The 23,735-nt window shown below is 66.7% G+C and carries 22 protein-coding genes and 1 pseudogene; 13 read left to right on the top strand and 10 right to left on the bottom strand.

From position 1 onward, the window contains the following. Positions 1-135 precede the first annotated feature (135 nt). The 3 genes from HV681_RS00835 to dsdA are packed head-to-tail and all read right to left on the bottom strand — an operon-like array spanning position 136 to position 4,051. Positions 136-1,659, bottom strand: coding sequence for an amidase (locus HV681_RS00835; RefSeq protein WP_175121259.1), 1,524 nt, complete (start codon positions 1,657-1,659; stop codon positions 136-138). 12 nt (positions 1,660-1,671) lie between these two features. Beyond that, a complete protein-coding gene (locus tag HV681_RS00830) occupies positions 1,672-2,652 on the bottom strand; it encodes a Bug family tripartite tricarboxylate transporter substrate binding protein (RefSeq protein ID WP_175121258.1) in 981 nt (326 codons plus the stop codon). Between the two features lie 49 nt (positions 2,653-2,701). Next, entirely contained in the window at positions 2,702-4,051 is a 1,350-nt protein-coding gene (dsdA, locus tag HV681_RS00825) for a D-serine ammonia-lyase (RefSeq protein WP_175121257.1), read from the bottom strand. Positions 4,052-4,171: 120 nt separating this feature from the next. On the opposite strand from dsdA, the gene HV681_RS00820 reads away from it, so the two are divergent. Next, the gene (locus HV681_RS00820) at positions 4,172-5,101 is read left to right on the top strand and encodes a LysR family transcriptional regulator (protein ID WP_175121256.1); all 930 of its coding nucleotides are present in this window, start codon (positions 4,172-4,174) and stop codon (positions 5,099-5,101) included. A gap of 69 nt (positions 5,102-5,170) precedes the next feature. On the opposite strand, the pseudogene HV681_RS27765 reads toward HV681_RS00820, so the two are convergent. The 5 genes and pseudogenes from HV681_RS27765 to HV681_RS00800 all read right to left on the bottom strand — a co-directional run. Continuing rightward, positions 5,171-6,421, bottom strand: a pseudogene (locus tag HV681_RS27765) (TonB-dependent siderophore receptor); the annotation flags it as partial. A 27-nt stretch (positions 6,422-6,448) separates the two neighbouring features. Beyond that, positions 6,449-7,366 carry a TonB-dependent receptor plug domain-containing protein gene (locus HV681_RS27760; RefSeq protein WP_254594851.1) on the bottom strand — a complete coding sequence of 306 codons (918 nt, stop codon included), beginning with the start codon at positions 7,364-7,366 and terminating at the stop codon, positions 6,449-6,451. Between the two features lie 103 nt (positions 7,367-7,469). Next, positions 7,470-8,114 (bottom strand): Vgb family protein, encoded by a 645-nt coding sequence (locus HV681_RS00810; RefSeq protein WP_175121255.1) that lies wholly within the window; start codon positions 8,112-8,114, stop codon positions 7,470-7,472. Positions 8,115-8,145: 31 nt separating this feature from the next. After that, positions 8,146-9,375, bottom strand: a complete 1,230-nt coding sequence (locus HV681_RS00805) for a winged helix-turn-helix transcriptional regulator (protein WP_175121254.1) — start codon at positions 9,373-9,375, stop codon at positions 8,146-8,148. Between the two features lie 76 nt (positions 9,376-9,451). Continuing rightward, on the bottom strand, positions 9,452-10,039 hold the full coding sequence (locus tag HV681_RS00800; protein WP_239212643.1) for a M23 family metallopeptidase: 588 nt from the start codon (positions 10,037-10,039) through the stop codon (positions 9,452-9,454). A 188-nt stretch (positions 10,040-10,227) separates the two neighbouring features. Here HV681_RS00800 and HV681_RS00795 point away from each other — a divergent pair, with 188 nt between their 5' ends. The 7 genes from HV681_RS00795 to HV681_RS00765 all read left to right on the top strand — a co-directional run bounded on the left by HV681_RS00795 (position 10,228) and on the right by HV681_RS00765 (position 18,166). Beyond that, positions 10,228-11,112: a DUF3348 domain-containing protein gene (locus HV681_RS00795; protein WP_175121253.1), complete on the top strand. Its 885-nt coding sequence runs from the start codon at positions 10,228-10,230 to the stop codon at positions 11,110-11,112. Positions 11,113-11,122: 10 nt separating this feature from the next. Continuing rightward, entirely contained in the window at positions 11,123-14,419 is a 3,297-nt protein-coding gene (locus HV681_RS00790) for a DUF802 domain-containing protein (protein ID WP_175121252.1), read from the top strand. After that, a complete protein-coding gene (locus HV681_RS00785; protein ID WP_175121251.1) occupies positions 14,416-15,066 on the top strand; it encodes an OmpA family protein in 651 nt (216 codons plus the stop codon). The genes HV681_RS00790 and HV681_RS00785 overlap by 4 nt, the downstream gene beginning before the upstream one ends. Further along, a complete protein-coding gene (locus HV681_RS00780) occupies positions 15,056-15,739 on the top strand; it encodes a DUF2894 domain-containing protein (protein WP_175121250.1) in 684 nt (227 codons plus the stop codon). Before HV681_RS00785 ends, HV681_RS00780 begins: the two co-directional genes overlap by 11 nt. A gap of 73 nt (positions 15,740-15,812) precedes the next feature. Continuing rightward, positions 15,813-16,058, top strand: a complete 246-nt coding sequence (locus tag HV681_RS00775) for a ParD-like family protein (protein ID WP_175121249.1) — start codon at positions 15,813-15,815, stop codon at positions 16,056-16,058. Further along, positions 16,059-16,850 carry a type I methionyl aminopeptidase gene (map, locus tag HV681_RS00770; protein WP_056318211.1) on the top strand — a complete coding sequence of 264 codons (792 nt, stop codon included), beginning with the start codon at positions 16,059-16,061 and terminating at the stop codon, positions 16,848-16,850. Positions 16,851-16,945: 95 nt separating this feature from the next. Further along, positions 16,946-18,166, top strand: coding sequence for an MFS transporter (locus HV681_RS00765; protein ID WP_175121248.1), 1,221 nt, complete (start codon positions 16,946-16,948; stop codon positions 18,164-18,166). Between the two features lie 2 nt (positions 18,167-18,168). On the opposite strand, the gene HV681_RS00760 is transcribed toward HV681_RS00765, so the two are convergent. Then, complete coding sequence (locus tag HV681_RS00760; protein ID WP_175121247.1) at positions 18,169-19,194, bottom strand: Bug family tripartite tricarboxylate transporter substrate binding protein; 1,026 nt, start codon at positions 19,192-19,194, stop codon at positions 18,169-18,171. 242 nt (positions 19,195-19,436) lie between these two features. Between HV681_RS00760 and HV681_RS00755 the strand changes: the two genes are divergently transcribed. Together HV681_RS00755 and HV681_RS00750 are read left to right on the top strand one after the other, a co-directional pair. After that, a complete protein-coding gene (locus HV681_RS00755; RefSeq protein ID WP_175121246.1) occupies positions 19,437-20,423 on the top strand; it encodes a Bug family tripartite tricarboxylate transporter substrate binding protein in 987 nt (328 codons plus the stop codon). 9 nt (positions 20,424-20,432) lie between these two features. Then, positions 20,433-21,218 (top strand): SDR family NAD(P)-dependent oxidoreductase, encoded by a 786-nt coding sequence (locus tag HV681_RS00750; RefSeq protein ID WP_175121245.1) that lies wholly within the window; start codon positions 20,433-20,435, stop codon positions 21,216-21,218. 55 nt (positions 21,219-21,273) lie between these two features. Here HV681_RS00750 and HV681_RS00745 read toward each other — a convergent pair whose 3' ends face one another. After that, complete coding sequence (locus HV681_RS00745) at positions 21,274-21,945, bottom strand: GntR family transcriptional regulator (protein WP_175121244.1); 672 nt, start codon at positions 21,943-21,945, stop codon at positions 21,274-21,276. A 137-nt stretch (positions 21,946-22,082) separates the two neighbouring features. Here HV681_RS00745 and HV681_RS00740 point away from each other — a divergent pair, with 137 nt between their 5' ends. From HV681_RS00740 to HV681_RS00730, 3 genes are all read left to right on the top strand, one after another. Beyond that, positions 22,083-22,298 (top strand): rubredoxin, encoded by a 216-nt coding sequence (locus tag HV681_RS00740; RefSeq protein WP_175121243.1) that lies wholly within the window; start codon positions 22,083-22,085, stop codon positions 22,296-22,298. 20 nt (positions 22,299-22,318) lie between these two features. Next, positions 22,319-23,068: a pirin family protein gene (locus tag HV681_RS00735; RefSeq protein WP_175121242.1), complete on the top strand. Its 750-nt coding sequence runs from the start codon at positions 22,319-22,321 to the stop codon at positions 23,066-23,068. A gap of 85 nt (positions 23,069-23,153) precedes the next feature. Beyond that, positions 23,154-23,729, top strand: a complete 576-nt coding sequence (locus tag HV681_RS00730) for a tautomerase family protein (RefSeq protein WP_175121241.1) — start codon at positions 23,154-23,156, stop codon at positions 23,727-23,729. Positions 23,730-23,735: the final 6 nt, after the last annotated feature.

The following is a 23,735-nucleotide window of genomic DNA, read 5'->3' as shown; positions in this document are numbered from 1 at the left end:
AAACCTGCCTGACAAACGGCTGACAATCAGCTTTTAGTCAGGAATTACCCTAGAAAACGGACTAGCCTGAAATAGCAAAAAGGCCAGCAGGCCGCGTGGCGCGGCGTGCTGGCCCGATGCGCTGAAAGGCGGGGGTTATACCGCCGACACGGAACCCGTCTCTCCCCCGCCCTGCAACTGTGGCGGCGATGTCACGATCGACGTCAACGCCGGCTCGGCAGGACGCAACGCAGCCAGATCCGGCCTTGGGCGCTGCAGCACGTCCGAGCCCGCAAACGCCTGCTCCATCGCCTGCGCCGCGGCCAGCACTTCACGGTCCGCGCGAAAGCGGCCCACGATCTGCAGTCCGAACGGCATGCCCTTGGCATCGCGCCCGCACGGCAGCGTCAGCGCCGGGTGCGTGGTCAGCGTGACCACATACGTCAGTGCCAGCCAGCGGTAGTAGTTCTCCTGCGCAACGCCGTTGATCTTGTCCGCGTACAACTGCGTCCACGGGAACGGCGACACGGGCGTGGTGGGCGAAAGGATGAGGTCGTAATCGTCGTAGGCGCGCTGAAAGCGCTTGATCAGGCGCGTCTGCTCGGCCTGCGCCCACGCGCAGTCCTTCAGGCTCATCGCCGCGCCCATTTCGAAGTTGGCGCGGGTATTGGGACCCAGGCTGGACGGATCCTTCTCGTAGGCGTCGCGCATGCCCGCCACGAAGGCTTCGGCGCGCAGCACGTCGAAGCACCGGTGGGCCTCGCCCACATCCAGGTCGATCGGATCGCAGGCGGCAAACAGATGCCGCATCGCGGCGATCTTTTCGCGGAAGGTGGCGCGGATGCCGTCGTCCACATCGCACGCGCCGAAGTCTTCGGTGTAAGCCACACGCAGCGAGCCCAGGTCCGCGACGCCGGGGTTCAGGAATTGCAGCGGGTCCAACGGATAGCTGAGCGGATCGCCGGCATGCATGCCCGCGGACGCCGCCATCTGCAGGCAGGCGTCGGCCACCGTGCGGCCCATCGGCCCGACCACGGAAATCGGCGTCCAGCCCAGCGGCTTGCGCACGCTGGGCACGACGCCCGGCGACGGCCGGAATCCGACCACGCCGCACTTGGACGCGGGAATGCGGAGCGAGCCGCCGGTGTCCGAGCCCGTGCAGACCGGCAGCATGTCGGCGGCCAACGCTGCGGCTGAGCCGCCCGACGAACCGCCTGCGTTCAGGTTCGGGTTGAAAGGATTGCCGGTCGCGCCCCACACCGTGTTGCGCGAGTTGGCGCCCGCGCCCATTTCGGGCACGTTGGTCTTGGCAGCGACGATGGCGCCGGCGCGGCGCAGGCGCGCCACCAGCTCGATGTCCTCGTCGGGCACGTGGCCGCGATACAAGGGCGAGCCGTACGTGGTCAGCACACCGGCGGTGGGTTCCAGATCCTTCACCCCCATCGGCAGGCCGTGCAACAGGCCCAGCGGCTCGCCCGCCATCACGGCGCGCTCGGCGGCGCGCGCTTCCGCCCTCGCCCGCTCATAGGCAGTGGCGGTCACCGCGTTGATGTACGGGTTCACGGCCTGGATGCGCGCGATGCAGGCCTCCAGCAATTCCACCGGCGAAAGCTGGCGGGCGCCGATCATGCGCCGCAGCTCGACCGCCGTCAGAGATACCAGGGTGTCGTCCAATGCCATCGTCGTCTTCCTTCAGTCGATCTTGATGTTGGCCCGCTGCGCCACTTCACGCATGACGGGCAGTTCCTGCTGGATCAGCGCCTCGCCTTCAGCGGCGCTGGCGAAGGCGGCTTCGAAGCCTTGCGCCTCAAGGCTCTTGACCACCTCGGGCGATTCGACGGTCGCCTTGAGCGCCTTCTCCAGCCGCGTCTTCACGTCGGCCGGCAGGCCACGCGGCGCGGCGACCATCAGCCACGTATCCATCGCGACCGACGGATACCCCTGTTCCGCGAACGTGGGCACGTCGGGCAGGAAGGCGGAGCGCTTGGGCGCGGACACTGCCAGGACGCGCACCTTGCCCTGCTTGCTTTGCGGCAGGGCCGCGGCCACGGTGTCGACCGAGAACGGAATCTGTCCGCCGATCAGGTCGGTCATCGCGGGCGAGCTGCCCTTGTACGGCACATGCGTCATCTTCAGCTTGGCGGCCGAGGTAAAGGCCTCGCCCACGAAATGCGCGGTGGTGCCGGTGCCGAACGATCCGTACGGCGGCTGATCGTGAGCCGGGTCCTTCACATAGGCCACAAACTCCTTCAAGTCCTTGACGGGCACCTTGGGGTTCGCAAGCAGCGCCAGGCCGGTGCGGCCGACAATGCCGATCGGCTCGAAGCTCTTGACCGGGTCGTACGGCAGGTTGGCTTGAATGGCCGGGTTGACCGTGAACGTCGTGCCCGAACTGACCAGCAGCGTGTAGCCGTCCGGCGCGGCCTTGGCGACGAAGCTGGCGCCGATCACCGTGCCAGCGCCCGCGCGGTTTTCCACCACGATCGTGCGCCCCAATTCCTGCCCCAGTTTCTGCGCCACCACGCGGCCCAGCACATCGGTGGCGCCACCCGGCGGAAAAGGCACGACCAGCGTAATCGGCCGGCTGGGATAGGCGTCCTGGGCCACTGCGGGCGCGACGGCGCCGACGGTGCTGGCAAAAGCGAGGCTGACTGCAAGAAACGAGGTTTTCATGGCGGTGCTCGATGGGGAGGTGGTGGATAAGCGGCGCGTCTGTCGGCGCCTAGTTGCCGGCCGCGAGCGAACGCCCGCGGCTCAGGAATCGGTCATATTCTTCGTCAGGCACGAACAGCCCGCCGGTGGTCCAGGCCAGGTGCGTCGCGCGCGGCAGATGCGCGGCAAGGCCGTGCGCGCGCAGCCATGCGCGGCCGGCGTCGGTGCCGCACAGATGGCGCGGACCGCTGAAACCTGCGGCCGCGGACGGCTCGATGCGCAGGCCTTCGCTGTCCTTCAGGCGCGCCAGGTCGGCGTACAGCGTGTCGTCTTCAACGGTGTAGACGCCACGCAGTTGCGCGCCCACCGCCGCGTACGCCAGCTCGGACGCCGTCGGAACCGCCAGGCCGTCGGCCTCGGTCACGTTGGTCAGGCCGACGTCATACACCGACGCGGACGCGGACGCACCCGGCAGCTCGCCTTGGCCGGCCATCATGCGCACCAGGAAACACGGCGACTGCACCGGCTCGGCGAAGAAGCAATGCACGTGCGGGCCGTACAGCTGGGTCAGGCCGAAGGCGATCCCGCCCGGCGCCCCGCCCACGCCGCAAGGCAGGTAGACAAACAGGGGATGCTCGGCGTCGACCCGCACGCCCGCCTCGATCAATTGGACGCGCAGGTGCAGCGCGGCGGCGGCGTAGCCCATGAACAGGGACGCCGACCGCTCGTCGTCCACGAAATAGCCAAAAGGATCGGCTTCGACCTGCGCCCGGCCCGCGGCCACGGCCTTTTCGTAGTCGCCCGCGTGCTCCACGACCTCGACGCCGCGCGCCCGCAGACGCGCCTTCTTCCATTCCTTGGCATCGGCAGACATGTGCACGGCCGACCGGAACCCCAGCGCCGATGCAATCACGCCGATGGACAGGCCCAGGTTGCCCGTGGAACCCACGGCGACCTGATACCGGCCGAACACGGCGCGGGCTTCAGGACCGGCCAGCTTGCGGTAATCATCGCCCGGCAGCAGCAACCCTTCGCGCAGCGCCAGCGATTCGGCAAATTCCAGCACTTCGTGAATGCCGCCGCGCGCCTTGATGGAGCCGGCCACCGGCAATGCGTGGTCCGCCTTGATCCACAACCGGCCGGCGTCCGGCGGCAGGCCGATCGCTACCTGCATGGCCGCGGCAGGGAGCAGCGGCGACTCGATCACGCCGCCCGTCTCGGCCAACTCCGGAAACAGCTCGGCGAGCAGCGGCGCGAATCGCGTAAAGCGTTCCTGCGCCGACAGCACCTGATCCATCAGGAAATGCGCACCCGGTCCGCTTGCGGGCGCCGGCATGTCCGGGCCTGTCCACAGCACCGGCTTGGCCTGCCGCAGGGAATCCAGAACGGGGGATTGGGAAGGAGCGTCGGATTGAAACATGGCTGTGGTAGCGAATGGGAAGCGCAAATAATGCCCACATCCTAGAGGCGGCCAGCGCTTTGCAGCAATATCAATGGTTAGAATTCTTCTTTGCGTTTTCCGCAAACCTTGGAGTTGACCATGAACCCCCGCGTCCTGCAGGAGATTTCCCTGCGCTATTTCCTGGAAGTCGTGCGCACCGGCTCGGTCAGTGAAGCCGCGGGGCGCCTGGATGTGGCCCCCTCGGCCGTCAGCCGCCAGATCGCCCGCATCGAACGGGAACTCGGCACCTTGCTGTTCGAGCGCCGCGCGCGCGGCATGGTCCCGAACGCCGCCGGCGAACTCCTGGCCGCGCACGCCAAGCGCATGCAGCAGGACGTGGAACGGGTAGCGGGCGACATCCTGGCGCTGCGCGGCCTGCGGCAGGGCCATGTGCGCATCGTCAGCACCGAGGGCTATGCGTCGGAGTTCGTGCCGGCGGCCATCGCGGCTTTCCGGCAGCACTACGCGGGCATCCGGTTTTCGCTGGACGTCTGCTCGCAGCAGGAGATCCCCCAGCGCATCCGGGACGGCTCGGCGGATATCGGTATCACCCTCAGCCTCACGTCGCAGCGCGACATCCGCGTGGAAGCGCGCGTGCCGGCGCCGGTGCGCGCGATCCTGGCGGCAGACCATCCGCTGGCCGACCGGCGCGAGATGGCGCTGGCGCAGCTGATCGCCTATCCCCTGGCCCTGCCCAGCCCCGATTCCACGTTGCGCCAGCTGATCGACATCAGTTGCAGCCGCCAGCAACTGCATTGCGAGGCGGCGTTCACCAGCCGCAGCATCGACGCGCTGGTCGGCTTTGCCAGCGCGGGCGGCGGCGTGGCCTTCTGTGGTGAACTGGCCATCCGCAACCGCCTGCAATGGGGAAAGATCGTCGCCGTGCCGCTACGCGACCGCGAAATGAACGAACGTCACTTCGAGGTGCAGACGCTGGCCGGACGCATCATGCCCGAGGCCGCCAAGGCGTTCATCGCCAGCATCGCGGAGGCCGCACGGGCAGCCTCCGGACCGGTCGGGCCGGCTTGAGACCGGGCCGGGTAATGCCGGGCCCCAGTAATGCCGGGCCGTGCAAGGCGGCCCGCATAACGCCCGCGATCAATACTGGTAGCGCATCGTCAGCATCGCGCTGCGTCCCGCGGCCCACGCGCCCTGGCTGTAGAAGCCGATCTGGCTGTAGTACTTGCGGTCGAACACGTTGTTCACGTTCAACTGCGCCGACAGGCTGCGGTTGAAGCGGTAGCGCGCCATCAGGTTGGTGATGGCGTAGCTGCCCTGGCTGACGCGTTCGTCGCCGTTCGGGCCGCTGGCGATGGTGTAGACATGGCTTTGCCAGTTCACGCCGCCGCCGATCGTGAGGCGGTTCCAGTCGCCCGGCAACTGATACGTCGTGAAGACGCGCACCAGGCTGCGCGGCTGGTCGGTCTGGATCGCGTTGCCCTCGCCGTCGCTGGCCGTCCAATGCGACCATCCCGCCGCCACATTCCAGCCCGGCGTCACTTCACCCGACATTTCCAGGTCGAAGCCGCGGCTGCGCGTACCCTGCGCGGCCGTGTAGGCCTGGTTGGTCGTGCCCGGCACTATCTGGCCCGGGTCGACCTGCGCCACGTTGTCCTGGTCGATCTGGAAGATTGCGGCGCTGGCGTTCAGACGGCCCTCCAGCCATTCGCCCTTGATGCCGGCCTCGTACGACTTGCCTTCCAGCGGATCCAACCAGTTGCCGTTGCGGTCCTGGTAGGTCTGCGGATTGAAGATGCCGGTGTAGCTGACGTATGCGGTGTAGGTGTCGTTGATGTCGTACAGCAGGCCGGCGTACGGCGTGAAGGCGTTCTTGTCGAACTCGGTGCGGCCTTCTCCGCCAAAGCCAATCGCGTTCGTCTTCCACGTGCTGTAGCGCCCGCCCACGATGAGCTTGAGCGGATCGGCCAGGTTCAGGCGCAACGCGCCGTACCAGCCGGTCTGGGTGGTGGTGTAGCGGTTGGCGATGATGGAATCGTTCCAGTCCGGTTCGGGATACGAGCCGTTCCAGTTCAGGAAGTTGCCGACGTCGGCCGCATCGATGGCGGACCGGTAGTTGAAATCGCCCTTCTGCCGGTTGAAGCTGGCGCCGATCACGGCTTCGTGACGGCGGCCAAACAGCGTGAATGGACCGTTGGCCTTCAGGTCCAGCGCATTCTGTTTGCGGTCGCCCAGATACCAGGCGGGCGACGCGCCCATGCCCAGGCCGGTTTCGCGGTCCGGCCAGCCGTACAGATACAGCAGCTTGCCGTCCATTTCGTTCTTGGAATACGAGCCCACGGCCTGAACGCGCCAATCGTTGTCGAAGCGATGCTCCAGGCTGGCAAACGCGCCCTGCGTCGTGCTGCCCCACGAGGTCTACCGCGCGCCGGTATTCAGCGACCGGCGCCAGTCGGTGCGGCCGCCGTCGGCGTACCAGAGCGGAAAGCCGCCCCAACTGCTGCCCTGCGGCTCGTTGTCCTGGTAGTTGTAGCCCACGCTGAGCGTCGTGCGCGAGGTCAGGTCGGCGTCCACGACGCCGTAAAAGACCTTCTTCTTGTTCTGGTAGTAGTCCAGGAACGAATGGTTGTCCTGGTAGGCGGACACAATGCGGCCGCGCACAGTGCCTTCGGCATTGAGCGGCGTGGACAGGTCGGCCGTCACGCGATAGGTGTCCCAGTTGCCCACGCCCGCGCTCAGGTCGGCCTTGAACTCACGGCTGTCGGCGTGCTTGCGCACCAGGTTGATGGAGGCCGACGGATTGCCCGCGCCCGTCATCAGGCCGGTTGCGCCGCGCACGACCTCCACCCGGTCATAGATGATGGGGTCGACGGACGACTCGCCCGCCGCGTAGCCCACGTCGAATGCCGTGGGCACGCCGTCGTACATGTAGTTGGTGATGCTGAAGCCGCGCGAATTGAACGTGTAGCGCTCGCTGTCGAAGTTCTGCACCGAAATGCCCGGCGTGCTGCCCATGACGTCCGCCAGCGACCGCATGTCTTCGTCATCCATGCGCTGGCGCGTCATCACGGTGACCGACTGCGGCGTCTCGCGCAGCGACAGCGACAACCCGGTGCTGGCCGCCGTGGCGCGCGGCGTGTAGGACCCCGTCCCCTCGGTGGTGTTCGGATTGGCGTTGTCGCCCACCACTTGCACCGAAGGCAGCGTCGACACGTTGGCGTCCTGCGCGGCAACGGCCCCCGAGGCCAACGCCAGGAAAACCGCCGCCGACGTGCGGCGCAGCATGAAACGTGGGTGAACGATGTGGCCGCGTCGGGCGCGTCTTTCTGCTTGCATTGGGCTTCCTACCGAGTGGGTCAAAAGGGTGCCAAATCGGCAGGAAGTTTAAATGCAAATCCTTCTCATCTCCATCTGCTGTTGTTTTTTCCCATGCTTTGCGTCAATCCCGGGTCTTGCCCGGCCGCTGCACCGCGCGCACCTTGCCGCTCTCGCCCCCGCCGCAATAGAAGCGGGCGCCACCGTCGGATTCCAGCCCCGATACGCCAATGCCCGCGGGCATTTCGACGGCCTCCAGCACTTCGCCGGTGCGTGGTTCAAGCCGCCGCAATTCGCTTTCTTCGGCTTCCCACGTGCCGTGCCACAGCTCGCCGTCCACCCACGTAACGCCCGTGACGTAGCGGTTGGAGTCGATGGTGCGCAGCACGTTGCCGGTCTCGGGATCGACCTGGTGGATCTTGCGGTCGCGATAGGCGCCGACCCACAGGCTGCCTTCCGCCCAGGCCAGGCCAGACACGCCCTCGCCGCCGGGCGCCGGGATGGTGGACAGCACCTTGCCGCTTTGCGGATCGACCTTCTGGATCCGGCCATCGGCAATCTGATAGAGGTGCGTGCCGTCAAAGGCGGTGCCCGCATTCGCGGTGATGTCGAGCGAGCGCGACGTCTGTCCGGTGGCCGGGTCCAGGGCAACGAGGCTGTCGCCCGTGGCGAACCACACCTGCTTGCCGTCATAGGTCAGCCCATGGACGGCCTCGACGCCCGGGAACGGGCCATATTCATGGAGGATTTCGGCTTGTGATCGTTTCATGGTGGCTTCCTTTTAGAGGGGTGCTTCCATGCTACTGGGCGGGCAGAATCGCCGGGAGTAACAAGCTTGTCGTGAATCCAGGCACCGGCGGCAGCATCCAGCGCCGCGCGCGCCCCTGGCCGAAGGCCTGCACCCTGCCGGCCTCGGCCAGGGCCTCAAGCGCGCGCTGCACGGTGCGCTGGCTCGATCCGAGCACCAGCGCCAGCGCCGAACTCGACCAGCCTTCGCCATCAGCCAGAAAGGCCAACAGCGCCCCCTGCTCCGGATCCGCTTCGTCGCCGGCCGGCGCCAGCACCGCAACGTCGCAAGCGCCCGCAGGCGCAAGCGCATAGCCGTGCCGAGTGGCGTGGACACCGGCCAATGGGCGGATCGCGGTGCGCAGGCGGCCCATCTCGACGCGCAGGCGCGCACGATGCGTCTCGTCAAAGTAGCGCGTGCGAAACGCCTGGGCGATCAGCGCGTCGCGCGTCACATCCTCTGGCCAGGCCTGCGCCAACGCCCGCGCCAGCGCAAACAGCACGGGACGGCCAGCCAGCGCGACAGCCGTTTGCCCACCCCGCACAGCGAACCGGCAGGCATCCACGACCAGCGTGCCGGACGCCAGCAAGGCTTCGACCTGGTCCAGCGACAACGTGCACTCGCCGTCGAGTCCGATACGCCGGGCGGCTGGCTCGTCCAATGTCCGCGCCGCTTGGGCCACTTCCGCCATCAGCGCCGCAATTCCGGCCCGCTCCGCGCACTGTTCCGCGCGCGCCAGCGCTGCGCGAACGGCGGCCGCCTGCTGGCGGCGTAGTGCGATGCCCGCGACGATCAGGTCCTGGATGGCCCGCGACGCCCAAGGCAGTGAGCCGGCATCCACCTGCGCGAGGGTGTGCTCCGCGTCTTCCAGCCGCCCCAGCAGCAACTGGCGGCGCGCCGTCAGATGACCGGCATGCGCCGCGTTGACCACGTCGCCGTGCGCCTTCAGCGTGGCGCGCGCCGTATCCAGCGCCTTGTCCGGGTGGCCCAGATCTCGCGAAGCCAGCGCGATCTCGGCCTCGGCAACCACGCAGCGGGCCCGCGCCACCGCTTGCCGCGGACCAAACCCACGGGCGGCGCTACGCAGCAGCGTCCTGGCGCGGGGCAGATCACCCAGTTGCGCGAAGGCAATGCCGCGCAAGGCCAGCGCTGGCGCGTCGCTGCGCAGCGCCACCTGATTCAACGCGCCCAGCGGGTCGCCTGCGGCCAACGCGCGCGCCGCCGTTTCAATCAGAAAGTCCATGGAAATTGCGGCACTGCCTGCCCCGTTGTTCTGGCCCGGGCACCAATCTACACCGCGCAGCGGGCTGCTTGCAGGGCTATTGCGCGGACGACACGGGCAGAGACGAACCTTGCGGTGCGCTGGGCGCGGTCAACAGCGGATACGGGTTGAGCGCGCCGCCCCCTGCATAGATGCCGTAATGCAGATGCGGCGGCGTGCCTTTGGCGTTGCCGGTATTGCCCACAAAGCCCAGCACATCGCCCGGGGCAACGAGTTGGCCGCGGCGGATATCCGCGTAGCCGTCCAGGTGCGCGTAATAGTGCATCTGCCGGCCCGGTCCCATCACCCAGACGACCTGCCCGCCCAGCGTGTTTTCGCCGATGCGCGTGACCACGCCTTCGGTCGCCGACACCACCGGCGTGCCGCGCTTGGCAAAAATATCGATGCCCTGGTGCGTGCGCCCGCCCGCCCGCGCTGCGCCCCAGGTATCGGCCAGCCGCCGGGGCGCCACGCCCTGCACCGGCACGGGCAGCGACACGGGCGCGTCCTGCCAGGACAGCCGCGCCATGTGCCAGGGCGCGCGCGCCGCCTCCGGCAGACGCGGCCAGGCCCAGACCGCCAGGGCGGCCAACGCGGCCAGGATGAGAAGTCGTCGGGCAAATCGCCAGGGGGTGCGGGCATCCATGGAACGTTCGACGGCCATGCGGGCCCAGGGTTCCTGCTCGCTGGGCGGCGACACAGTATTGCAGCGCCTTCGACGCAGCGTCCGTGATGCGGCCCCGTTTTGTGACCCGGACGGCCACCCGGACCGCCTGTACAGGCCCTCTCGGCCCGTCGCAGCGTGTAAACTCCCCCCTTTTTGACTCTGGTGGTATGTTGCAAGCCCCCCAGCGCACAGGTTTAAGCGGCCCGACGCTCATTCGCTTGCTGACTCGCCTGACGGACGCGGATGTCCAGCAGTCCAGGCAGTCGCTATCCGACCATCTGAGCCAATGGCTTGGCTGGACGGACGCGATCGCCCTGTCGGCGGCCTTGAATACAAGCCCGCCGGTCATTGCGCCCGGCGCCCGCCTGTTCAGCAGCGCCGAAGAACGCGAATGCGTGCGCGTGCGCACCACCCTGGCGGACGCCATCGCCAGCGACACGGCGGCCACGGCCGCCAAGCGGATTGCCCCGGTACCGGCGCCAGCCAAGAAACTGGCTGCCGTCCTGGCCGAGGACGAGTTCGATTATTCGAGTTTTCGCCAGCGGTATCTCTCGTTGCAGCACACGATGGAGACCAGCATCGGCAATCTGCGCAGCCGTCTGCGCGGGATGGTCGCGGCGCGCAATGGTGAATGGACGCGCCTGGCCGTGGTGGACGCGATCATGGACCGCGCGCTGCTGCCCAAGGAGCGGGCCCTGCTCGGCGCGATTCCGAAGCTGCTGCAGACGCACTTTGACCGGCTGCGCAAGGCCGAGGAAGCGGCGCTGGCTGCCGCAGAAGCCCAGGCTGCTGCCGAGGCGCAGGACGTGGCTGACGCCGACGCGCCGGCTGATACCGCTGCGGAGGCCGACGGCAATGCAAGGGCCGACGGCGATGCAGCGGTCGCAGCCCTTGACGCCGCGCCGGCCAACGCGGCGGCGGCCGTCCCGGCAATTACCGCGGGCGCCTGGCTGGACACGTTCCGCGCCGACATGCGCGCCGTGCTGCTGGCCGAATTGGATGTTCGTTTACAACCGGTCGAAGGGTTGCTTGCCGCCCTTCGCACCAGCTAATTAGGACACTATGTCCAAGACTCTGATCAATATCGTGGTTTTCCTGGCCGGACTGGCCGTTGTGGGCTGGATCGGTGCCGGTTACGCGGGAACGAACCCGCTGGCGCTGGCCGTGACGCTGCTGATCGGCGTCTGTTACCTGGCCGGCGCGCTCGAGCTGCTGCGCTACCAGCAGGCAACGACTGCCCTGTCACGCGCCGTGACGGACATCAAGGAAGCGCCCGGCAGCCTGGGCGCCTGGCTGGACAAGGTGCCGGCCGGCCTGCGCAACGCGGCGCGCCTGCGTATCGAAGGCGAGCGCGTGGGCCTGCCCGGCCCGACGCTGGCGCCCTACCTCGTCGGCCTGCTGGTTCTGCTGGGCATGCTGGGCACCTTCCTCGGCATGGTCGTCACGCTGCGCGGCACTGGCCTTGCGCTTGAAAGCTCCACGGATCTGGCCGCGATCCGCGCGTCGCTGGCCGCACCCGTCAAGGGCCTGGGCTTTGCGTTCGGCACCTCGATCGCTGGCGTCGCCGCGTCCGCCATGCTGGGCCTCCTGGCCGCGCTGTGCCGCCGCGACCGCGTCCACGCGGCGCAACTCCTGGACACCCAGGCCGCGACCACGCTGCGCGTGTATTCGCAAAGCTACCAGCGCGAAGAATCCTTCAAGCTGCTCCAGCGCCAGGCTGAAGTGATGCAACGTCAGGCCGACGCGATGCCCGCCATCGTCGGCCAGCTGGAATCCATGATGAAGAGCATGGAACAGCAGAATCAGGCGCTGAACGAACGCCAGATCGCCAGCCAGACCGCCTTCCAGGGCAAGGCCGAAGCCGCCTACGCCCGCCTCGCATCCGTGATGGAACAGTCCATGAAGGACAGCGTGGCGCAAAGCGCGCGCTCCGCCGGCGAAGCGCTGCAGCCCGTCGTGCAAGCCACCATGAACAGCCTGTCGCGCGAAACCGCCACGCTGCAGGACACGGTCTCGCAGGCCGTGCGCCAGCAACTGGAAGGCCTGACCGCCGGGCTGCAAGCCGCGACGACCGACGTTGCCGGCATCTGGAGCCGGGCAGTGGCCGGCCAGCAGCGCGCCAGCGAGGCCATGGCCGAAGACCTGCGCGCCTCGCTCGACCGCTTCGCCCAGACCTTCGAGCAACGCTCGGCCAACCTGCTGGACAGCGTGTCGGCGCGCCTGGAAGCGTCGTCCGGCAACATGTCGCAAGCCTGGACCGACGCGCTGTCGCGCCAGCAGCAAGCCGGCGAGAAGCTGGCGGGCGACAACCTGCAGGCGCTCACCGCCGCGGCAGCCAGCTTCGAACAACATTCCGCATCGCTGCTGCGCACCCTGAACGCCTCGCACGCCGCGCTGCAAACGGATCTGGCCTCGCGCGATCAGCAGCGCCTGGCCGCCTGGACCGAAACGCTGGGCGCGATGGGCGCCACGCTGCGCCAGGAATGGGAGCAGTCCGGCGCGCAAGCCGCCGCCCGCCAGCAGGAAATCAACGACACCTTGGCGCAGACCGTGCGCGACGTGGCCGAGCAGGCCGCGGCGCAAGCTGCGCTGATGGAAGGCGTGTCGGCCCGCATGGAAGCCGCCGCCATCGGCGTGTCGGACCAATGGACCCGCGCCCTCGCCCGCCAGGAAGAATCCAGCGGCAAGCTGGCCGCGGGCAACCAGGCGGCGCTCGAAGCCGCCACGGCGGCCTTCGAACAGCACGCCGCCTCGCTGCTGCGCACGCTGGACCAATCGCACACCGAACTTCAGGCCGCCTTGGCCGCCCGCGACGAAGACCGCCTTGCCGTCTGGAGCAATACGCTGGGCGCCATGACCGCCAAGCTGGGCCAGCAATGGGAACAGGCCGGCGCGAACACCGTGGCCCGTCAGCAGGAAATCAACGACGCACTGGCCGAGACCGCGCGCGGCATCACCGGCCAGACCGAGGCGCAGGCCCGCTTGCTGCAGGACGTGTCCTCTCGCCTGGAAACCGCGGCAGGCAGCGTCACGCAAGCCTGGCGCGACGCGCAAACGCGGCAGGAAGACCTGGGCAAGCAACTGGCCGCCGACAACCAGCGCGCGCTGGAAACCGCCGCGGCCACCTTTGGCCAGCATGCCGACGCGTTGCTGCGCACGCTGGATCAATCGCACGCCGACCTGCAAACCGCGCTGGCCTCGCGCGACGAGGAGCGTCTGGCCGCCTGGACCGGTTCGCTGACGGCAATGGCCGCCAAGCTGGGCGAGGAATGGGAACAGGCCGGCACCCAAGCCGCCCTGCGCCAGCTCGAAATCAGCGACGCGCTCGCTCAGACCGCCCGCGACATCACTGCCCAGACGCAGCAGCAGGCCGCCCTACTGGAAAGCGTGTCGACGCGCCTGGAAACGGCAGCCGGCGGCGTCACGCAGGCCTGGACCGATGCGCAGGCCCGCCAGGAAGAAACCGGCCAACAACTCGCCCGCGACAATCGCCAGGCGCTGGAAACCGCGTCCGCCGCCTTCGGCACGCAAGCCGCCGAGCTGCTTCAGACGCTGGAACAATCGCACACTGCCCTGCAAACGGCGCTGGCTGCCAACGACGAGGAGCGCCTTACCGCCTGGACCGGCAAGCTGGCGGCCATGGCCGACGCCCTGCGCACCGAATGGCAGCAGGCCGGCGCACAGGCCGCCGGTTTGCAGCAGGAAATCTGCGACACGCTGAGCTTGACCGCGCAGGACATCACTGCCCAGACGCAGGCCCACGCCAGTGAAACCATCGCCGAGATCGGCCGTCTGGTTCAAGCGGCTTCTGAAGCGCCCCGCGCCGCCGCCGAGGTCATCGGCGAGCTGCGCCAGAAGCTGTCTGACAGCATGGTGCGCGACAACGACATGCTGCAGGAGCGCAACCGCCTGCTCGAAACGCTGAGCACGCTGCTGGACGCCGTCAACCACACCGCCGCCGAGCAGCGCACCGCCGTGGACAGGCTGGTCGCCTCGTCGGCCGACATGCTGGAACGCGTGGGCGCGCAGTTCACCGCGCAGGTCGAATCCGAAACCGGCAAGCTGTCCGACGTGGCGTCGCTGGTCACCAGCAGCGCCGTCGAAGTCGCCAGCCTGGGCGAATCCTTTGGCGCGGCCGTGCAGGCCTTCGGCGAATCGAACGACAAGCTTACGGCGCATCTGCAACGCATCGAAGCCGCACTGGACAAGTCCATCGCGCGCGGCGACGAGCAGCTTTCCTACTACGTGGCGCAGGCCCGTGAGGTCGTCGACCTGAGCCTGATGTCGCAGAAGCAGATCATCGAGAACCTGCAGCAGTTGGCCGCCCAGCGCGCCACCGCCGGAGCGGAAACGGCATGAGCGAGGATATCGACGGCGGCGTGGAGGCAACGGCGCCCGCCTGGGCCGTCTTCGGCGACCTGATGTCCGTGCTGCTGGGCGCCTTCGTCCTCATCCTGGTCAGCGTCGTCGCGGTGCAGTTGCAGCTGTCGACGCAGCTGGAAGAAGAGGTCAAGCAGCGCCAGGAAGAAACCCATCGCCGCGAAACCCTGGAGCAGGCGCTGGCGGGCCCCCTGGCCGCCGGCCGCGTGACGCTCATCAACGGCCGCATCGGCATCAGCGGCAGCGTGCTGTTCGCGCTGAACTCCGACCAGCTCCAGCCCGAGGGCCGCGAGATCCTGAAAAGCCTGATCGAGCCGCTGTCCGCCTACCTGAAGACCCACAACGAAATCCTGATGGTCAGCGGGTTTACCGACGACCAGCAGGTGCGCGAAGGCAACCGCCGCTTCGCGGACAACTGGGACCTTTCCGCCCAGCGCGCGCTCACGGTGACGCGCGCCCTGATCGACGAAGGCGTGCCGTCGTCAACCGTGTTTGCCGCGGCGTTTGGCGCCGAGCAACCCGTGGCGTCGAACGCCGACGAGGAAGGCCGCGCCAAGAACCGCCGCGTGGAAATCACGCCCATCCCCAAGCCGTCCAACGAAGCGGGTAAGCCCGGTGAACAGTGACGGCAGCCGCGCTGAGAGCCTGAATGCACGTGCGGTGCTGGACGCCTGGCGCGCCAGCGGCGCGGATCGCCTCAACCCGCTGCGCTTTCACCTGATCGACGCGCTGGACCGCCGCGCGGCCGCGTACGACGGCGCGGTGCGTCAGCGGCTGGACGAGCGGCTTGCGGGTCTGATCGCGGCGTATGAGGGGGAGTTGATCGGCGCGGAGGATGCGGCTGCGGATGCAGGCGCTGAGGCTGATGCAGAGGCCTCGCAAGACGCCGTGTGGGGTGGACCGCTGGCCGAGTTGATCGCCTATCTTGGCTCCGACGATTCCCGCGACCCGCTAGGCCTGCGCGCCGCCTACCCCGAGCTGCCGCTGCTCGATGAATTCCGCGCGCTCTGGTCCCGCTTCAGCGCCGACCGCCAGGTCCGCCAATCGCAGGAACGGGTCCACAAGAACGCCGGCCCGCTCAACTCGAACCAGCTCGTGCACCGCGCCCTGACCCTGATGCGCGAAATGTCGCCCGGTTACCTCCAGCAGTTCCTGTCGTACACCGACGCGCTGATGTGGATGGAACAGATGACCGCCGCGGCCGCCCCCGCACCGAAGGATGCGCCGCGCGCGGGCGCTGCCAAAAAGTCCACGCGAGCCAAGCCGCGCAAGGAAAGCAAGGAAAGCAAGGAAGCCTGAGGGCCGATTTGCACGCGGCCTCTTGCCGCAGTACGATACGTTCCATATACAAAACATATACGGAACATCCACTATGGGTATCGTCAAGATTTCCGAGCAGATGCATGAGAACCTGCGCGTCGCCAGCGGCGCCCTCAGCCGCTCGATCAATTCCCAGGCCGAACACTGGATGCGCATCGGCATGCTGTCCGAGCTCTATCCCGAACTGCGCCACGCCGACATCTGCCAACTGCTGATCCGCATCGACCAGGCAGAAGGCTTCACCATCGCCTCCCTCTCGCAAGGGTTGCCGCAACCCTTACAGCAGGAGGCCGCATAAATGGCCAAGAAGGTTTCCATCAAATCGGCCGCCGACATCGAAATGGCTCGCAAGGCGGGCGCCATGGCGGCCGAAGTGCTGCACATGATCGGCGAACACGTCCGTCCCGGCGTCACCACCGATGAGCTCGACCGCGTCTGTCACGACTACATCGTCAACGTGCTGAAAGCCACGCCCGCCAACGTCGGCTACCACGGCTTTCCCAAGACCATCTGCGCGTCGGTCAACCACGTCATCTGCCACGGCATCCCGTCGGCCAAGGTGCTCAAGAACGGCGACATCCTGAACATCGACGTGGCCGTCATCAAGGACGGCTGGTTCGGCGACACCAGCCGCATGTACTACGTCGGCCAGCCCAGTCCGCTTGCGCGCCGCCTGGTCAACACCACGTACGAAGCCATGCGCGCCGGCATCATGGCCGTCAAGCCCGGCGCCACGCTGGGCGACATCGGCCACGCCATCCAGACCGTCGCCCATCGCGAGCACTTCAGCATCGTGCGCGAATACTGCGGCCACGGCATCGGCCAGATCTATCACGACGACCCGCAGGTGCTGCACTACGGCCGCCCCGGCGAAGGCCTGGTGCTGCAGCCCGGCATGATGTTCACGATCGAGCCCATGATCAACGCCGGCAAGCCGCAGACCAAGCAACTCCCCGACGGCTGGACGGTTGTCACCAAGGACCGCTCACTGTCCGCGCAATGGGAGCATATGGTCGTCGTCACCGAGACCGGCTACGACGTGCTGACCACCTGGCCTGACGGCTTCGGCGACTACCCCCCGATTCCCTGATCGGGACGCGTCCCAGCAAGGACCGGAGTGCAGGGCCGCACGGGTACGATCATCATCGTGCCCTTGCCGTTTCTGCGGCGCCCGCCGCCCCGTTCATGCCCGCCCTGCCCTCCGCTTTCCGCCGCCTCGCGGCGTCGAACCTGGCCGCACAGTTCTCCGAGCAGATCGCGCTCGCCGCCGCGCCGCTGTATGCCGTGCTGGCCTTGGGCGCCACCGCCGCGCAGACCGGCTACCTGCAAACCGCGCAGACGCTGCCGTTCCTATTGCTGTCCCTGCCCGCCGGCGTGCTGGCCGACCGGATGTCGCGCCGCTCGCTGATGACCGCCGCCGAGGCCGTGCGCGCGGCAAGCCTGATCGTGCTGCTGGCGCTGTTGTGGTCGGGCGGCCTCAGCCTGCAATGGCTCGCCGCGCTGGGCTTCGCCGGGGCAGTGGGCACCGTCGCCTACAACGTGGCGGCGCCTGCGTTGGTGCCCAAGCTGGTTCCGCCTGGTGAACTCTCCAATGCCAACCGCTGGCTGGAACTGGCGCGCAGCGCCGCGTTTTCGGCCGGCCCCGCGGCGGGCGGCGCGCTCGTGGGGTGGATGGGCGCCTCCACCGCCTATGTGCTCGCGACCACACTGTCGCTGCTGGCCGCCGTCTTTCTGGCAGGCCTGCCGCAGGACGCGCCGAAGACGGCACAACGCCGTCATCCGCTCACCGAATTGCGCGAAGGCGCCGCCTTCGTCGCCACCCATCCCCTGTTGCGTCCGGTTCTCCTGACCGCCCTCTTTTTCAATACCGCCTGGTTTGTCCTGCTGGCGATCTACGTCGCCTACGCCGTCGACCGCCTCGGCCTGTCCGCTGCGGGCGTGGGGATTACGCTGGGGGTTTATGGCGCAGGCATGCTGGCCGGCGCACTGGCCGCCCCGTGGCTCGCCCGCCGCCTGCCGTTCGGCGCGATGATTGGCGCGGGCCCGCTGTCCGCCTTGCTGGCCAGCTTCATCCTCTTGTCGACGCTGGTGTATCCGTCAGGGGCATGGGCGGCGGTGGGGTTCTTTCTATTCGGCGCCGGGCCGATCCTGTGGACCATCACCACCACCACGCTGCGTCAATCGGTGACGCCCAACGCCCTGCTGGGCCGCGTGTCATCCGTCATCGTGACCGCCAACTTCGGCGCGCGCCCCATCGGCGCGTTGATCGGCGCGACGCTGGCGGCGCGTTTTGGGGTGGAGGCGTGTCTTTGGGTGTCGACCCTGGGGTTTTTCATCCAGTTCGCCGTGCTGTTCACATCGCCAGTACTGCGCTTGCGCCAGCAACCGGAAGCCGTGGCCTCCTGAAATCATTCCGCCTTGCGGGCCCGCGCGCTGGCTTCGAATTCCGCAGCCAGGCCCAGAAGCTCTTGCTTGTACTCGTCCAGACTCCCGCTGTATTCGTCCAGGAACAGATCGCGGCGCGCCTTATTCATTTCTTCAGACGCGACCGCCTGCCTGACGAATCCTGCCAGCCTGTCTCTCACCGGTTCAGGGATGCCCGTCCGCACGGCCACGCTGTAGCTGCTGTGAAATACCATGTCCGGCACGCCGAGTTCTGCGAACGTCTTCACGCCGGGCAGATGCGAGGTGCTTCCTGGCCGCCCGGTATACGCCAACACCTTGACGTGAGGATTGTCCTTGACGTTCTGCGTCGTGCCAATCGTGGTGAAGTAGCCGTCGATCTGCCCGCCCAGGATCGCCGTCAGGCCTTCCGCGCCGCCTTTGAAGGGAATGGGACGGTACTGCGTCTGAAGGCCTGATGCCAGTCGCGCGGCCAGCGTGGAATAAGTGCCCACGCCCAGGTCGGCGATGCCGATATCCAATTCGCGCTTTGCCCCCTTCAGGTCCTCGAGGCGATTCCAGCCCCTGTCGGCTGGCACGATGAAGGCGTAACTGCTCTGACCTAACGGCGCAAGAATCTCGAAATCCGAAAACGCGTAGCCCGCGCCCGGTGTCGTCAATTTCGCGCTGTAGAACCCTTCGGCATGGACCAACAGCGTGTACCCGTCGGCCGGCCGGCCTTTCACCGCCGTGATGCCGATCGCCGAACCCGCGCCAGGCCGGTTTTCGACGACCACGGGCTGCCCCATGATCGTTCCCAACTGCTGGGCAAACGCGCGCGAGATCGCGTCGGTCGCCGCGCCCGGCGGATACGGCACCACGAGCCGCACCGGTTTCGTCGGATAGTCTGTTTGCGCCGTGGCGGAAAACGAACATAGTGTCGTCAGCACCGCGCTACCCAACAGCAATCGAAATGGCGGGCGAATCGACAGACGAATCGTCTGAAGAAACGGCAAGCGAAGCGGCGACCGGCGGCGAAGCGTGAAAGGCATGGCTGGCTCTTCATATGTTGACCCACAAAAAGTGTATAGAGCACCCATCCGTTGATTCAGCCACCATCCCGAAGAACTCTCCTGCAGAAAACGCAGCACTGCGTCATCGCCGTTGCCGACAACGGTGGCCGCGACTTCTTCGTTTCGCGCAGTTCTGAACTGCGGTTTCGGCTATAGCCAATCCGGTACGGCTACCTAGAATTTGAAAGCTCCAATAAATCAAAAATTATGGAGACGCTGCAATGACCCATCCTTTACCCACACGACGCGCCATCCTGCTCGGCGGCATGCTGATGGGCCTGGGTGTGAACGCTTTTGCCGCCCAAGGCGGGTGGCCGGAGCGCCCCGTCCGCCTTGTCGTCGCCGGCTCGTCCGGCGCGGGCGGCGACATCTTCGCGCGCCTGATCGCCGCGCCGCTTGCCAAGGCGCTGAACCAGCCGGTGGTCGTGGAAGCCAAGCCCGGCGCCAACGGCATGATTGCGTGCGACACGGTGGCAAAGGCGGCGCCAGACGGCTACACCCTGCTGTTCGCCCCCTCCTCCGCCATCCTGCTCAATCCAGTCGTGCTTCCCTCGCTGCCGTACGATCCGGAAAAAGACCTGCTCCCTATCGCCCAGGTCGGGGCCGCCGGAATCCTGCTGGTCGCCAATCCGACCACCGGCTTCAAGAACCTGGCCGACATGGTCGCGTACGCCAAGGCCAATCCTGGCAAACTCGCCTATGGTTCGTGGGGCACCGGCTCGTCCGGCAACCTGGCCATGGAAGGCATCAAGGCGCACTACGGCCTGGACATGCCGCACGTGCCCTACAAGCAGTTGGTAACCGAGAGCACCGACCTGATCGCCAACAACATCAGCGTCGGCTTCATGGACATCGCCTCGCCCATTCCCCACATGCGCAGCGGCAAGCTGGTCGCCCTGGGCCAGACCGGATCAAGGCGCTGGCCCGCGTCGATGGACGTCCCGACGCTGGGGGAACAAGGCTACAGATTTGAGGCGGACGGCTGGTACGGCGTCTTCGCCCCCGCCGGCACGCCGGCCGAGATCATCGACAAGCTCAACGCCGAGATCTATCGCGCGCAGCACACGCCGGACGTGCGGGAAAAAATCGAAGGCCAGAACATGATCGTGCCGGCGGACATGTCTGCAAAGGAATTCGCAGCATCCATCAAACGCGACGCCGTCATCTGGCAAGGGTTGGCGAAAGTGGCCGACCTGAAGAACAAATAGGAAGCGCGCATGGACACGCCTTTCAAACTTCCTTTTTCCTCCGATGCCTTGCAGGACCGCGTGGCGGTGGTAACCGGCGCGACCGGCGGAATCGGTCTTGCCATTTGCGAGCACCTGCATGCGATGGGCGCCGCCGTCGTCCAGGTGGATGTCAACGCATGCCCTGCCGGCTCGGATGCCGATGGCCGCCTGAACGTGCGTTGTGATGTCTCCGATTCCGCCTCGGTTGAAGAAATGGCCAACCAGGTGCGAACCCGATTTGGGCGGTGCGACATACTGGTCAACAACGCCGCCGTCAGCGCGGCGCCGGTGGGACTGGAGGCGCTGCCGCTTGAACTTTGGGACCGCATCTTCCGCATCAATCTGCGCGGCGCGTTGCTGTGCGCGCAGGCCGTGTTTCCGTTGATGCGGGATCAACAGGGCGGCAGCATCATCAATGTGTCATCGATCTCCGCCCAGACGCCAACCCGGCTCGGCGCTTACGGCACGACCAAGGCGGCGCTGCAGGCACTGACGCGCCAGATGGCCGTTGAGTGGGGACCGCTGGGCATACGCGCGAATTCCATCAGCCCCGGCATGATACGCACGCCACTGTCCGAACCGCACTATCGAAATGAAGGTGTGCTGCACAAGCGCATTGCAAGCATTCCTGCTCGGCGGATCGGGCGGCCGGCGGACATTGGCGGCGCGGTCGCATTTCTTGCCAGCGATGCGTCGTCGTATGTGAATGGCCAGGATCTCGTGGTGGATGGGGGTTTCGTCAAGGCATCGTTGACGAATCTCTATGCGACGTGAGGCGGCGGCGGGAAGGCATTCCGCCAACCGCCGTGCACGGGGCGCCGGGCGCTGATCAGGCTCGGGCCCTCGCACTCCCCGCCGACACGTCCTGCAGCGCGGCCGTCAGCAGCGGCTTCCAGGATTCGATATGCCGGGTGATCAACGCGGCAATTGCCTCGGTCTGCCGCGTTTGCGCCAACTCGATCATTTCGTAGTGCTCCGACACGGACGCGCGCTGCCGCTCCAGACCCTCCGGCGAATTGATTCCATACAGGCGCATGTCGGCTCTCAGGTCCATGATCATTCGTGTCAGCAGCGGATTGTTCGCGCGCGACACCAACGCTTCATGGAACCGGCGGTCCGTTTCGATGTAATCGGCGACATTGCCTGCCTTGACGGCGGCGGCAACCGCGTCGGCCAGCTCAATCAGCGGCGCCGCGTCGGTGAGACCCGCCCGCGCAACTGCGACCAGCGCCCCCGCCTCCAGCATGATGCGCACGTCAAACTGGTTCTCCAGATCCTTCGGCGTGGCCGCTTCCACACGGAACCCCCGATTGCGCAGCGGCGCAACCAGGCCCGTGCGGCTCAGCTCCAGCAATGCCTCGCGCACCGGCGTCGTGGACATGCCCATCTCGGTCGCCACTGCCGGCACGGAATAAATGGTGCCCGGTGCCGCTTCGCCCGACACGATGCGGGAGCGCAGTTGCGCCAGCACCATTTCCCGCAAATTGGTGACGCTTTCCATCGAGATCCCCTGGAAAAAATCGAACCGTCACTATATCAAATCCCTTGCAGTAGCGCGTGACGCGCTATATAAATGCGTCACGCGCTACCTGATGCGCCCGCCCCGGGCCGAGGCGAATTGGCCCAATGGAGACATCTATGGATGAACCTTTGAAGCGCCACGTCTGCCTTGGCTGTGGCTTTCTGTACGACGAAGCCCTGGGACTGCCCGAACACGGCATTGCGCCAGGAACCCGATGGGCCGACATTCCCCACGATTGGGTCTGCCCCGACTGCGGCACCCCAAAGAGCCGGTTCGAAATGGTCGAACTTCCGTACGCCAGCGCCGAAGCCGCCGCGCACGCCCTCGTCTGAACGCCTGCCGAGAACTCATCATGAACAAAGACTTTGTGCTGCGCGCGCACGACCGCGGCTTTGAAAAATTTCTGTCGACGGGCGAAGCGTCCAGCTATATCGCGGGCCACCCCGAAGGCATGGTGACCCGCCATTCCAGCTTCAACTTTGGCGCTTACCAAAGCGGCATTCCGGGATTCGGCCGGATCCGCGTTTTTGGCGAGGAAGTATTCAGTGGCACCGGTAGCGGCTACAACATGCACCGCCACCATGACTTCATCATTTGCGCGTTCGTTCTGGCGGGCACGCTGACGCACGTGAACACGGTAGGCAACATCGATCAACTTGGACCGAACGACTTCTACGCCTTCTCTGCCGGCTCCGGCGGCAAGCATTCCGAATTGAATCTGGCCAGCACCGATATGCAAGTGCTGTATCTGTGGCTCTTGCCCGACCGCCTGCTGACGCCGCCTTCCTATACGCGCAGCCACTTCGATGCGAGCACGCGCCGCAATCAGCTTACGCAACTGGTGGGCAACGCCGACGGCGCCTTGCGAATCAGCCAGGACGTATCGGTTTCAAGGTTGGTGGCCGACCAGGCAATGCACCTGCAATACACGCCCAAATCAAATCGTCATGGCGTGTATGTGTTCATGCTGGACGGAGAGGCCAGCGTCGATGACATCACGCTGGCGCGCCGCGATAGCCGAGGCGTTTGGGGCGATCGCCCCATCACGATTCAGACGGACGGTGAAGGCGCCGATCTCCTCATTATTGAAACCATCCAGTAACGCCGTCCAGATCAACCTGCGTTGCAAGCGGCGCTTGGATTCACACGCCGCTTGCCCCCCGTCTGGGGGATGCGAGGAGAATGTCATGCCAGTGATTCAGCTGTATTACGCAAAGGGGATGCTCGACCCCGCCAGCAAGAACGAAATGGGCAAGCGGCTGACGGAGGTGCTGTTGACGATGGAAGGCGGCGCCCGCACCCCGGGCGGCTTGGCCTTCGCGTCGGTGCTGTTCACCGAAGTGCCCGCCGAAGACTGGTGGGTTGGCGGTAAGATCGACGACACGCCCATCCGCACCCACGGCCGCCTGCTCGCCCGCGTCAGCATTCCTGAAGGCTACATGAGCCAGCAGCACAAGTCCGAGGTCCACGCGTCGGTACACGCAGCCATGATGGAAAGCCTGGGCGCCACGCACGAAGACGGCAGCGGCGCATTGGTCATCATCGAGGAAGTGTCGGAAGGCAATTGGGGCGCGGGCGGACACACCATCAGCCTCGCCGCCATTGCAAACACCGTCGGGCTTGCCAAGGACGGCGAGCGTTTCAAGTGGGTCGAAGCCTACTTCCAGGCCAAGGCCAGACAATATGCAGCGTCGCATTACCCGCCAGGAACCGGCGGCCTGCTGCCGGCACTGTCCGCCACCTCCGCGACGCAGGGAGAATGACGATGG

The sequence above is a fragment of the Achromobacter animicus genome, from assembly GCF_902859585.1.
GTDB lineage: Bacteria > Pseudomonadota > Gammaproteobacteria > Burkholderiales > Burkholderiaceae_B > Achromobacter > Achromobacter animicus.
This window is presented reverse-complemented; position numbering and strand designations above follow the sequence as displayed.